8 protein-coding genes and 1 pseudogene are annotated in these 12,988 nt (G+C 53.2%); 1 reads left to right on the top strand and 8 read right to left on the bottom strand.

The annotated features are described in order from the left end of the window. Positions 1 to 4,930 (top strand): annotated as a pseudogene (locus ABUA47_RS13745) (helicase-related protein); the annotation flags it as partial. 63 nt (positions 4,931 to 4,993) lie between these two features. Here the strand turns inward: ABUA47_RS13745 and ABUA47_RS13750 are convergent. The 8 genes from ABUA47_RS13750 to ABUA47_RS13785 form a co-directional block, all read right to left on the bottom strand. Then, positions 4,994 to 6,007 carry a YhcG family protein gene (locus ABUA47_RS13750; protein WP_004295486.1) on the bottom strand — a complete coding sequence of 338 codons (1,014 nt, stop codon included), beginning with the start codon at positions 6,005 to 6,007 and terminating at the stop codon, positions 4,994 to 4,996. Positions 6,008 to 6,143: 136 nt separating this feature from the next. Next, entirely contained in the window at positions 6,144 to 6,470 is a 327-nt protein-coding gene (locus tag ABUA47_RS13755; protein ID WP_004295487.1) for a helix-turn-helix domain-containing protein, read from the bottom strand. Between the two features lie 3 nt (positions 6,471 to 6,473). Continuing rightward, positions 6,474 to 6,785, bottom strand: coding sequence for a helix-turn-helix domain-containing protein (locus ABUA47_RS13760; RefSeq protein WP_004295488.1), 312 nt, complete (start codon positions 6,783 to 6,785; stop codon positions 6,474 to 6,476). 398 nt (positions 6,786 to 7,183) lie between these two features. Then, positions 7,184 to 8,044, bottom strand: a complete 861-nt coding sequence (locus tag ABUA47_RS13765) for an RteC domain-containing protein (protein ID WP_004303821.1) — start codon at positions 8,042 to 8,044, stop codon at positions 7,184 to 7,186. Positions 8,045 to 8,149: 105 nt separating this feature from the next. Continuing rightward, the gene (locus ABUA47_RS13770) at positions 8,150 to 9,007 is read right to left on the bottom strand and encodes a helix-turn-helix transcriptional regulator (protein ID WP_151936747.1); all 858 of its coding nucleotides are present in this window, start codon (positions 9,005 to 9,007) and stop codon (positions 8,150 to 8,152) included. Positions 9,008 to 9,899: 892 nt separating this feature from the next. After that, on the bottom strand, positions 9,900 to 10,229 hold the full coding sequence (locus ABUA47_RS13775; protein WP_005828963.1) for a hypothetical protein: 330 nt from the start codon (positions 10,227 to 10,229) through the stop codon (positions 9,900 to 9,902). 59 nt (positions 10,230 to 10,288) lie between these two features. Next, positions 10,289 to 10,609: a hypothetical protein gene (locus ABUA47_RS13780; protein WP_005828961.1), complete on the bottom strand. Its 321-nt coding sequence runs from the start codon at positions 10,607 to 10,609 to the stop codon at positions 10,289 to 10,291. Then, the coding region (locus tag ABUA47_RS13785; RefSeq protein ID WP_349831682.1) for a DNA primase at positions 10,609 to 12,988 on the bottom strand (2,380 nt) is incomplete at its 5' end. The genes ABUA47_RS13780 and ABUA47_RS13785, both read right to left, overlap by 1 nt.

A 12,988-nucleotide genomic window follows, 5' to 3' on the forward strand; every position in this document is an offset into this window, starting at 1 on the left:
GTCCCGTTCCCGTCAGGCGGAACGCCAGCGTGCCGAAAGATACGAGCCCCGCCTTGCCGGAGAAATCGTCAAGGAGATTATCGCCGACGCCCGTAACCTTCAGCAGCAGCGGGAAGAGGAGGAAAAACGCCGCGTCGTCGCAGAAATGGCGGCGCAGGGCTACCATGTCGATACCGAAACCGGGGAGATTACCCGAATCGAAAACAAACCCGGACAAGTGTTACCGGATTCTGCCGCCACACCCGCCGGAGAACCGACCGGAGAGGATCTGGCCGACTTCGGGGCCTGGTCGAAGGAGCGGGAGAATCGCTTGTGGGAGCAGCACCCGCCGAAACCCGAAGATTTCGGCATGGCGGATACTCCCGTGCAGCACGTGGGCGGAACAACGGAACCGAAACCGCGGGAGGGCTTCGCCGGGTCGCTTTTCGACACGGTGGAAACGGCGGCTGCCGAACCGGTAAACGTGCAGCAGGAACCGTTGCTGACGCTCTACGACCTGTTCGGCTTCAGCGCCGAGGAGCGGCGGCAGGCAGAACTCGGTATATCCAAGAAAAGGAACAGCCGCCGGGGAGCAAAGCGGAAGACGCCCCGGCAACCCTCGTTATTCGCCCCGGCCTCCTCTCCGGAGGAACAGAAGAGCGAAATGCCGAAAACGACGCCACCGGAGCGTGATCCCGAAGACTTGTATGCCTCCCTGAACTGGGAGGACAACCCGCCGATCAACGGCTTTTACGAGATGATGATGTCGCTTACCCCGGAACGGAGGGCGGAACTGCGCCGACAAAGCGCCCGGCAGCAGGAAACTCCGGAACAGCGGGAACGGCAGGCGGTACGCCCCCCGACGGAAGCCCCGAAAGACAGACGGAAACAAGCCGCCGGTACGCCGAGAACGGGCAGCTTGTTCGACACGTCGGAAAATCCGGAGGAGGAAGAACCCGGTAAAGAAACGCCACAGATACGGGAGGTGGATATGAAACCCCGCCCGTTCGAGGGGGAGGTCGCCCCCTATTTCCGCGAAGGGACACTCGTCACGGACGGACAAAACCGGGTCGGCTACCTGCGGGGGATTGAATCCCTGCAACCCATGTTCCACCCGCTGGAACTCACGCCTGCACAACGGACGAAAGCCTCCATGTATATCGAGATACGCGATGCCTATTACCACCTTTATAACAACGAGGCGGAAACGCTGACGGCGAACCCCGCCCTGCGGGAGATGCTCAACCGGCTTTACGACAATTTCACCGAACGCTTCGGACGGCTCAATGACAAACGCAACCTCGACCTGATCAAGATGGACGCGCGGGGGACGGAGATTCTATCGCTGGAGCGTTACATCGACGGCAAGGCACGCAAAGCCGACATCTTCGAGCGTCCCGTGGCCTTCAATCCCGATGAGATCACGCACGCCGACGATGCTTCGGAGGCCCTTGTGGCCAGCCTGAACAAGTACGGCCGGGTGGAACCTCGCTACATGGCATCGCTCACGGGAACTACCGTGGAGGGAATACTCGGGGAACTGAAAGGACGTATCTATTACAACCCGGAAACGGACGGCTACGAGGTTGCCGACAAGTTCATCGCCGGCAATGTCATCGGGAAAGCCGAACGGATCGAGGCGTTCCTGCGGGAGAATCCCGACCACGCCCCGGCCCGGGAATCGCTGGAGGCTCTGCGCGAGGCGACACCCAAACCCATCGCTTTCGACGACCTGGACTTCAACCTGGGCGAACGGTGGATTCCAAAAGGTATTTACGAGCGTTTCGCCTCCTCGCTCTTCGATACGGAGGTGAAGATCACCTTCGCCTCCAACCTGGACGAGTACGGCGTGAAGGCGGAAGCGACGAACGTGAAGATCACGGAGCAGTATGCCGTCAGCGCGCAGACCCGTAAGTACAACGGCCTGCACCTTTTGAAACACGCCCTGCAAAACACTTCGCCCGACATCACCAAGACCGTCCTCAAATGGGTGGACGGCGAACGGCGGGAGGTCAAAGTGCGTGACGGGGAGGCCATACAGCTCGCCAACAGCAAGATAGACGAGATCCGGGGTGCTTTCCCCGAATGGCTGCGCGAGCAGTCGTCCGACTTCAAAGACCGCCTGACAGACCTCTATAACCGTACTTTCAACTGTTACGTGCGCCCGAAGTACGACGGGACGCACCAGGAATTCCCCGACCTCGACCTCAAGGGGCTGGGAATAGACAATCTGTATGACAGCCAGAAGGACGCGATATGGATGGACAAACTGCTCGGCGGCGGGATAATCGACCACGAGGTGGGCGGCGGAAAGACCCTCATCATGTGCTGCGGGGCCTACGAGAAGAAACGCCTCGGACTGGCCAACAAACCCATGATTATCGGGCTGAAAGCCAACATCCATGAAATAGCCCGGACGTTCTGCACCGCTTACCCGATGGCCAAAGTCCTCTACCCGGGCAAGGAGGATTTCACGCCCCGGAAGCGTGAGCGCATCTTCCGGGAGATACGCAACAACGACTGGGACGCCGTGATCCTCTCGCACGAACAGTTCGGCATGATACCCCAGTCTCCGGAGATACAGCAGGAGATATTGCAGGCCGAGCTGGACTGTGTGGAGGAGAACCTCGAAGTGCTCAAAGCACAAGGCAGGGACGTTTCCCGCGCCATGATGAAAGGGTGTCAGAAACGCAAGGCCAACCTGGAAGCCAAGTTGCAGAAGGTGGCGCACGCGCTGGAAACACGCAAGGACGACGCCGTGGACTTCCGCCTCATGGGTATCGACCACCTCTACGTGGACGAGAGCCACAAATTCAAGAACCTGACTTTCACGACCCGGCATGACCGGGTGGCGGGCCTCGGAAATCCCGAGGGGTCGCAGCGGGCGCTCAACAGGCTTGACGCGCTGCGTACCATACAGCAGCGCACGGGCCGCGACCTGGGGGCGACGTTCCTCTCGGGAACGACCATCTCCAACTCGCTCACGGAACTGTACCTGCTTTTCAAGTACCTGCGCCCGAAGGAACTGGAGCGTCAGAATATCCGCACCTTCGATGCCTGGGCGGCCATTTTTGCCAAGAAAACCATCGACTACGAGTTTTCCGTGACCAACGAGGTCGTGAAGAAAGAACGGTTCCGATATTTCATCAAGGTTCCCGAACTGGCCATGTTCTACTCCGAGATTACAGATTACCGCTCGGCGGAGGATATAGGGATCGACCGACCGCAAAAGAACGAGATATTGCACAATATCCCGCCGACACCCCAGCAGACGGAGTTCATAGAACGGCTGGTGCAGTTCGCCAAATCGGGCGATGCCACGCTCCTGGGCCGCCTGCCGCTCTCGGAGCGGGAGGAAAAGGCGAAAATGCTCATTGCCACAGACTACGCCCGCAAGATGTCGCTCGATATGCGTATGATAGACCCCGAACTATACAGCGACCACGTGGACAACAAGGCGAGCCACTGCGCCCGTATGATTGCCGGTTACTACCGCCGTTTCGAGGCGTACAAAGGTACGCAGTTCGTATTCTCCGACCTGGGAACCTACAAACCCGGAGCGGGGTGGAACGTCTATTCCGAGATACGGCGTAAACTCGCGGAGGATTACGGCATACCCCAAAGCGAGGTGCGGTTCATCCAGGAGGCGACCTCGGAAAAAGCGCGCAAGGAGATGATCGCCGGTATGAACACCGGAAAAATCCGCGTACTCTTCGGATCGACCGAGATGCTCGGGACGGGAGTGAACGCGCAGAAACGCTGCGTGGCGATACACCACCTGGACTGCCCCTGGCGTCCCAGCGACCTGGAGCAGCGCGACGGGCGGGGAATACGCACCGGGAACGAGATCGCCAAACTCCATGCCGACAACAAGGTGGACGTGATATTATACGCTGTCGAGAAGTCGCTCGACGCCTACAAGTTCGGGCTGTTGCACAACAAGCAACTGTTCATCCGCCAGCTCAAGACCAACAACATGGGAAGCCGTACCATCGACGAGGGGGCCATCGACGAAAAGAGCGGCATGAATTTTTCCGAGTATGTCGCCGTCCTCTCGGGAAATACAGACCTGCTGGACAAAGCCCGCCTGGAGAAGAAGATTGCCACGCTCGAAAGCGAACGCCAGGCATTCGTGCGCGGCAAATCATCGAGCCGCTACAAGCTGGAGCAGATCACGGAGAAGATAGAGAAGAACAACGACCTGATACGGCGTATCGGCAAGGATCTGGAACACTTCAAGGCCCGCGTCGAGTTCAACGAGGACGGCTCGTACCGCAATCCCGTGAAACTGAACGGGCTGGAAACCTCCGACCCCAAGCTCATCGGGAAACAGCTCAACCATATCGCCGAAACGGCACGCACGCTCGACAGGCTCGAACCCATCGGGAGCCTCTACGGGTTCGAGCTGCTCGTCCAGAGCGAAACGACCGGGAAAGACGGGCTCGACCTGGTGCAGAACCGTTTTTATGTCCGGGGTGAAGGGGATTATCTATACCAGTATAACTACGGGAATATCGCCTCCGACCCGCGACTGGCGGCGATGAACTTCATCCACGCGCTCGCGACCATCGAGCCGACACTGGAGAAATTCCGGAAAAAGAATGAGGAACTGGAGAAAGATATTCCCGTCCTGCGGGAAGTGGTGGAAAGTTCCTGGCGCAAGGAGCCCGAACTGACGGCCCTAAAAGCTGACCTGACGGAAATAGACCGCAGGATACAGCAAAGCCTCAAACCGATAGAAGAGAGCGAGGGAAAGGAGGCGGAGGAGGATAACGACGTGTGCCGGGAACGGCATGACACGGCGGAAGAGCTCCCGAAGGAAGACAACACGGCGGCCCGTATTCCTTCCCGGCTGCGGCAGATTGCCGACGCCTCCGGGGGGCGCATCGTGATCGCGGGCGTGGGCAGCCCGCCGGAGAACGGCCCTGCGAAGAAAGGGATCAAGATGTAAACGAAAAGCCGACGGAAGTACAGATTTCCATCGGCTTTTTTCATATGTCCGTGAGCGTTGTCGTCACACTTCCTGCAAGAGTGTTTGCAGCTCCTCCTGCGTGGGAAGATAGGTCATGTACTGGGCGGCGAAGACCTGCTTTTCATCTTCGGGCAGCGTATAACGGACGACCGCGTCGTTTTTCTCCGCGCAGAGGACGATACCCACCGGAGGGTTATCCCCGGGATTCATCAACTCACGGGTGTAGTAATTGACATACATCTGCATCTGCCCCAAATCCTGATGGGTCAGCTCCCCGGATTTAAGGTCTATTAAAACGAAACAACGGGCCAGGTAATTGTAAAAGACCAGGTCGATGTAGAAATGCTTGTCATCGAAGGAGATACGCTTCTGTCGCGCGACGAAGGCGAAGCCTTTCCCGAGTTCGAGCATCAAGCGCTGCAAGCGGCTGATGAGCAGTTGCTCCAGATCGGTTTCCAGAAAATGCTCTCCCTGCGGGATACCGAGAAACTCCAGGATATACGGGTCGCGGATGATCTCTTTGGGTTCGACACGTCCGGGTTCGGTACGGGAAATCTCCTCTTTCACAGCTTTCTTGTCTCGGCTGGCCAGCAGGCGGTCATAGAAAAGCGTGTTGATTTGGCGGTCGAGCTGCCGGACACTCCAGTTTTCCTTGACGCACTCGTGCAGGTAAAAATCACGGGCGGCATCGCCCGACACCTTGAGAAGCGTGCGGCAATGCGACCAGCTCAATTTATCACACAGCGTGTGATATTTCGGGTAGCACTGGTAAAACTGCCTCATGTACCGCAGGTTGGTGGCCGTGAACCCGTTTCCGAACTCCGCCACGAGCCGCCTGGAAAGGGTGTTGATGACAGCCTTGCCATATCCGGCACGGTCGGTTCCCTGCTGCTCGTACTCCACTATGTATTTCCCTACCTGCCAGTAAGCCCTCACGAGGGTCGAATTGACATGATGTATCACCTTCGCGCGCGCTTCCTGCAAGATATGGCGCACATTATGCAGCAGCTCTTCCTCCCCTTTGTCGGCAGGATATATTTTATCAGTTTCTTTCATTGCTTCATTATTATATAGGCTTCATTCAGCAAACATACTGATTTTACGGCAAATATCGAGCGGTTGTACCGCCTTGTCGTGCCTTATTCCATGTATCTCCGCGTTTTTCCATGACGCCGGACTCTCGGGACAGGGCCTAACCGGAACCGGCAGGACGATCCTTTTTCAGCTTGCGGAAATTACTGAAGTTACGCTCGATGAACCGCAGGACGTCCGATTCCCGGTAGAAGGTCTTGTGATAGATCATCTCGTAAGGCAGCTCTCCCGAGGTGCGGTAACGCTGGAGTGTGCGCTTGCTGATATTGAGCATACGGCACAGGTCGTAATTGTCCAGAAGACGCTCCCCGTCAGGCAGGATGGAAAGCGGTTGCTCCACGTCCCCCGCGCACAGCTTCTCGATACGTTCCAGCCGTTCCGAGAGCCGCTGCATCCATCCGTCGAAATATTCCTTGTCCAGAAACATGGCCTACTCCTTTGGTTGGTTCTTGCGCCGCACGGAACGCTCCTTCAGCACACGGCGGATTTCCGTGAGGGAATAATACAGCTTCCGGTTGATGGCCGAATAGGTGATCACGTGATCCGAGCGGAGGCGTTGAAGGGTACGCCCGCTGATACCCAGGTAACGGCAGACCTGCTCGCCGTCCATCCATTCGTCGTTTATATACTCCTTATTCCATGCACGCCCCTTTTCAGGGAGAGAGGCGATTGCAGCCTCTATTTTCTCTATACGCCCGACAAGCTCGTTATAGGCTCGCGAACCGATCACTATGATTTTCATACTCCTTTGTTTTTTAGTCTGTTACAAAGGTCGGGCTTATATGGACAGCTTAAAACGAGGTCGGTACGACTTTTTTTTGATAATTTGCAGTGAACTGATTCTCAACGGTTCATGCGGTGAAGAAGGCAGTGTTTTTTACCGAAATCCGCGGCCCGTACTCGGTATTTTTATGGGCAGAAATGCGATAGAATACTGTGATTCAACGCTTAACGGTGTTCTAATCCGGACGGGGCTACAACGGAACACCCGTATCGGCTCCTTATACGGGTGCAAATACGGGCGTTCGGGAAAGTTCCTTTCGAGAGTTACGGGGGAAAACCGACCTCGGTTCTTTTGTTATATACAACGCTGATTATCAGTGTTTCTATAAGGAATAGAGTGCTTTACCGGTTCATATTCTACTCGGAATTGCCGTTTTTCTTGTTTCGCTTCCACGTCTGCATACGTTTAAGCAGGGCCTCTTTCGCCTTGTCAAGCCACGGTGTCGGGTTGTTTCGGATTTTCATATCGCAGAATGTCCTCGAAAGGTTCATGTCGAGGTGTACGTTGAAAGCGTTGGAAATGTAGCTGGCAAGTTGCGTGAGTGGCACATTGCCGAAACAGCCTTTACTGTCGAGCAGGTAAATAAGTTCCGTCAGATCCGTCTTCGAGTCCTGCCATGTCGGACGCACGTCAGACAATGGCAGAACCATGTTCCGGAGGTTCGTGCTCTCCAGTGATTCCAATTCGCCCATAAGATAAACCGACAACATATCGTTGGCCAGGATTTTCGCCACCTTGAAATCCGCGTTTGTCGAAAACTGCGGGTCGAGTTCATAGTAGAAGGTTTCCAGGTATTGCTCCGTGTCGGTCTGCCCGCGCAGGAAATAGAGGCTGTCCAGGTGTGTAGCGCCGCTGCGGAAATAGCGGATAAAGTCAAGGCGTTTCTGCGTGTACGCGTTGATGGCCCGAACATGGGCGTCCAGGTACTCCCGTTGTGCCTCGATACTTCCTACCGGACGGTTCATCTCGATATTGTAGAGCTTGCGGTAATAGATCAGACGGCAAAAAAGACGGGGTTTGATTTCTTTGAAGAACTTTATTTCCTCGTCATCGTTTTGAAAACGGTAGCCGATGATATATTGTTTCAAACGGTCGAACGCTTCTCCCAGGACACGTGACGCTTCAAGCGACTTTTTCAACACGTCGGTATCCCGCGATTCGATACGTTCGATACTCCGCAGGACTTCGCTGTTTAATTTTTCTATAAATGCAATCATAATCCGTCTTGTTACTTTCGCGTATAAAGTTAGCGAATCGAAAAACCGGCGGATTACGATTTTTATCTTTCTCTTCGTTTTTTTATCACGAGGCCGATTTTAATGTCAGATCCGGCCTTCCTGGCGGATGGAAGTGGGATTGCTCCCCATATTCCGCTTGCAAAAGTCCGTAAAGTGGGATTGGGCGGAGAAACCGCACATGTAGGCTATTTCCTGCAACGTGTAGTGTGTCGTCCGCAGCAACTCCCCGATACGTTCGATACGGCGCTGACGTAACCACGAGGAGGCCGAGCAGCCGAAAACCCGCTGGAAACGCCGGCGGAAGGTAATCGTGCTGGAATACCCGCAAACCCCGGCGAGTTCCGTGACGTTATCCGAGGCAAGATAATTCGATTTGACATGGGAGATGAACTCGTAATCGTCCCCCAGGTGCAACAGCTCCTCGAACTCCCCGACATCGGCGGGAGTGAGATGTTCATAAGAGGCGTCGAGCATTTTCAGCATGACAGCAGCGTTACATTCAACGGGCATACCCAATGTCTTACGGGCTTCACGCAGGTAATTCTTAAACCGCAGCCGCAGCGTGTCGTGATGCGGGTAGGAACACTGGAACAGAATGGTGCAGACCGTCCGCAGTTCATCGACACAACAGTAGCCGAAATACCACGTTACAAGACGCTCGACGTAATGGACGGCATGAAACTCCTCCGAAAGCATCAGAAGAAGCAGGAACGGGGTGAAATCCTGGTATTCCCCCGTTATGGGACGGGGTGCTTCGTCAAGCAAGGAGGCAATGTCCCGCATCAGAAGAGAATCTCCCGAGTACGCTTTTATTTGTTCGGAACTGCGGGCATAATCCCGGTAACGCGATATGACCGCCGACAAAGCATTGAACTTCACGGCGTGAACGCCTTCTATAAAGGAAGGGCGAAGACTGTTGTAAATGGATAAGTCGGTTTGCATAAGTCATTTCTATAAAACGGAGCCGCATCCCCTTGTTGCCAAAGCTCCGCAAGTCGTTACTTATGAACCGCTTGGAACACGGTACGAATCCTAATTACAAATATATCGCATCCGACAATCCGGAACAAATATCAGCAGGCAAAAATGAAAATAAACCTCGTTATTTTTGATTTTTACCTGCAATAATATTATATTTGCAAACAAATAAGAGTTGTTTGACAGCATGAGAAATATAGTGTATCAAAGCACTTTACCAATTTCTTATCCGTTGCCTATTCTCATGCGAGTTTCTTTTAATCTATTTGTAGTCAATTAAATACCTTCAGACTACATCAAATATACAAAATACCGATAATATAGCCAAGGCCTTATACGGATATAGTATAAAAATCGTGCGACAGTGCTTTTGTACATGGTTTATCTTTTATATTGTTGAATGTCAGGCTGTTATAAGTGTACAAAAAGCGTACAAAACCGTACTAATTCTTTCGTTTGCGTACTTTTTGCCGTTTTTTGAAGAAAAGTACAATTCGTGCGCTATTCGTGCACGATTCGTGCGGAATTTGTACGCTTATAAATATTTGTATATCAGAATAATATGTACTTAATTCCGCACATCCGTACGAATGCACGATTTTTTCTCTGTTTTTTAAGGTAGTCCAATTTTAAAAAGAAGAATAAAAAAAGAATAATATACCCCCTCCGGGAATTCTCATGTCTGTTGCCACTTCCATGCACGTTTGTCCGAATCGTTATTATGACGGGTTGGGGGGAGGGGGGAAGGGGCAGAAGAAAAAACTGCATCCGGCTGTACTCACGCACAGCCGGATGCAGACAAATACCTAATATGCACTTTCAAGAATACTCCGCATTGTGTTTTCCGGGAATGTCATCACGGAAAATCTTCCGGATAGAACACCTTGCAGATGAATTCATATTCACGGGGAATGGAACGGACTCCTACAGCCACACACAAGCCTCGCGCCGCCATTTCATACAAGCGCTGGTTGGTGAGTACGGCTCCACGGAAATTGTAGCTGCTGCAGAAAACGAAATAGGCCGTCGCCAGGTCTATGCCGTAGATGTCGTTCGATATGATTTTCGCTGCATCCGAAGGGATGAGTGCGAAACCGAGCCGTACTGCCAGGCGGCTCAACAGTCTCTTGCGTTCAGCCGGTTCCGGAGAAACGACCACCAATATTTTGTGCTCTTTTTTCAGCATGATTGTTTGCGTAATTCGTTGAAAATATGTATCTTTACATCATAATAAATTGACATATTCTATCCCTTTCTCCATTTCGGGATGAAGCGGTTCCCGGAAGGTTTAAAGCCGGTTGTCCGCCGCACATACTCCATATCATCCGACAGTTCCAATTGTCCTGCATACTTGTCGTAAGGCTGTTCCGCAATGAGAGTCTTCACGATGTCCCGGAACAGTTCCAGGTCTTTTTCCCGGCAACGGTCTGAGATACGGAACCGGCAGCCTTCCGGCAGATCGACACACATCAGATACACCGCATCATAGAACGCCATGAAACGTTCGGGCGCCATCTCGTAGAGCGGCATAAGTCTGGCCATGATACTGGAATGTGTCTCGCTCATCAGAATGCAAGTTTGTTGTCCGGATTGCCAACCGGTAGTTCATGCGGGTCACTCTGGGGTGTCTGCTCTCCGGCTGTCTTGCCTATGGTGAAATACTCCACTCCTCCGGACTTGTCATCTATAACCGGTTTCCCGTCCTTGTCCAGGAAGAGAGGCAGACCGCTTTTGGCGTCATACTTGTGTGGGTTGAACACCCAGCCCTTCCATTCGCAGTATTTTTTTATCTTGTCCTTGAAGGCGGTGGAAGTGATGTACTTGCGTTGCTGCGGATCATAGTTGCAGAAATTGTCATAAATCTCCTTGCGTGGGGTACGGCGACAGTGCTCCTCGCTGCTGAAGTATTCGTCCGCCCAGGATATGATGGTCTCGCCAATCTCCTGCCTTAGCTTACGCTGCTGCAGGCGTTCGCCCGGTGCCTGCACGACCCCGAATTTAAGATAGAGCTGTATGCAGTTGGCCAGCATGTTCCAGGTCAGGTTCCACTGGGTGAAGTCCCATTCGGAAAAGAACAGTACCCCGAAATCATCCATGGGCTTGTGCTTGTCATTATAAAAATCGGAGAAGGCTATCAGCCATTGCCTGTCGGTATAGCTGGAACCGGTACCGCGGATGGCATGATTGGTGGGGATATATACTTTGGGTGATTTGGCGAACGGATAAGTGATACGTGCGCCCCCCTTTTTGTTCACAGTCCAGTCTCCGGTGAGATTGGGGAACAGAAACTCGAAGTTGAAGTTCAGCATGACATCGTCGATGAATACCAGGCGTGTCCGTTCGTCGATGTCATTCCAGATAAAGCTGTCGTTGAAGATGTCCGTCCGTTTCCCGGATATATAGACTGTATCGACAACCTGGCGCATCAGCTCACCGACAAGTGACTTGCCGCTGCGTCCGTTGCTGTCACCGACTTCCGACTGCTTGCCGTCCATGCCGATAACGGCACGTGTCACGTTCGCGTCCTTGCATTCCATCAGCATGTAGCCGATGGCGCACATCTTAGAAAGCAGATGAAGATTGTTTTCAAAGATTTCACTCTCCTCAATCTCTTCCGGCCTCTTTCTCCAGGTGAAATTGCTGGTATTGATAAGGAACTGGAGATAGTGGCATTTCCTGCCTTCCGGAGAGAGTTCGTAGTCATACCTGCCGTCCTTCTCCCTGAATATAATGAGGGGGTGGCCGAGGTACCTGGCATCGGTGTTCTTCCGTTGTTCATCCCATATCTGGTGGGTGATGCTTTCATATCCCACTTCCTTGACCTCATGCTGGGTGATGTGCCAGCAACGGTCACGGAAATAGAAATATTGCTCGTCACGGGACGGGGAGATGAAGTTCGGTTGGATGAAGGCGAGCCTTGACATCTGGAACGGTCCGACGTATTGCGAGCCTCCCTTGAGTAGCTGGTTGTTGACGAAACGGCTGCAGTTCTGTTCGGCAAAGGCGAACATGAAATCGCGTGCGTCTTCCACGTCAATGGTGCGGACTACCGGCGGCTCCAGATGGATATATGTCCAGAGTTTGGTATCGAGCAGGCGGTAACGGCCGATACCCCGGTTCTGGAAAAAGGTCTTGGCGGCCACATAATCATATTCAAACACCGGCACCCTGTTACCGTTCGTTTCCTTGTAGTCCTCATTCCAGAACTTCTCATCCTCATCATAGGGTAGGGCAGATACCAATTTGCCGTTCTCGTCAAACTTCCAGGCATAGCGACCAAAGATAAATTCCGGAAGCTCCTGCAGGACCTCGCGGTGCTGCTCGGCAAATTTTTCATGGCTGTGCAGGTTCCATAATTCCCGTAGTTTCTGGTCATTCCATGTGGTGATTTTGAACACTTCCACATACTTTCCCATTCCGGACTTCTCGTTGCAGGCAAATTCCAGGTCTTCGGCCAGTTCCTCTTCATGACCGGCCAGCTTATCGGCCAAGAGGTCGTCCACTCCCTTGTCGCCTTCATCGTTCTTGTTGATGTGGCCAATGAATATTTCCACCATGATACCGCGGTTCTTCAGCATACGCATATATTCCTTGAAGTTTCGGGCAGCGGAGAAGAAACTGCGTGGTCGAAAATCAACTGGAGCATTGAACTTAATGTTACGGGAGAGGTCATTCCAGTCCGCATCAAAAATGAAAGCCACTTCCTTGACTCCGCAGACAGTGATTATCTTGACAAGATCCTCCGGCAACGCCCCTTTCTGTCCCAGGTTCTGGATGCCGCTGACCGCTATGGAGGGGATACCGTGCTTGCATGCCTTTTCCGCTTTCTTTTCTCCTTCCTGGATGTAGAGTCGTGGGAACTGCTCTTTCCTCTTGTACATCTGCCTCATGCGTTCCGGGATGTATATGGGCGTACCGCTGCCGGCAGGAGACGTGTACTTGAAC

Origin of the sequence: Bacteroides sp. RTP31139st1_H2_RTP31139_211217, assembly GCF_040227615.1 — a bacterium.
Classification (GTDB): Bacteria; Bacteroidota; Bacteroidia; order Bacteroidales; family Bacteroidaceae; genus Bacteroides; species Bacteroides uniformis.

Coding starts and splice junctions, on each gene's coding strand:
- ABUA47_RS13770 (WP_151936747.1), bottom strand. CDS start 9,007: ATGCAAACCGACTTATCCATTTACAACAGTCTTCGCCCTTCCTTTATA.
- ABUA47_RS13780 (WP_005828961.1), bottom strand. CDS start 10,609: ATGAGCGAGACACATTCCAGTATCATGGCCAGACTTATGCCGCTCTAC.
- ABUA47_RS13755 (WP_004295487.1), bottom strand. CDS start 6,470: ATGTTTCTGGACAAGGAATATTTCGACGGATGGATGCAGCGGCTCTCG.
- ABUA47_RS13750 (WP_004295486.1), bottom strand. CDS start 6,007: ATGAAAGAAACTGATAAAATATATCCTGCCGACAAAGGGGAGGAAGAG.
- ABUA47_RS13765 (WP_004303821.1), bottom strand. CDS start 8,044: ATGATTGCATTTATAGAAAAATTAAACAGCGAAGTCCTGCGGAGTATC.
- ABUA47_RS13775 (WP_005828963.1), bottom strand. CDS start 10,229: ATGCTGAAAAAAGAGCACAAAATATTGGTGGTCGTTTCTCCGGAACCG.
- ABUA47_RS13760 (WP_004295488.1), bottom strand. CDS start 6,785: ATGAAAATCATAGTGATCGGTTCGCGAGCCTATAACGAGCTTGTCGGG.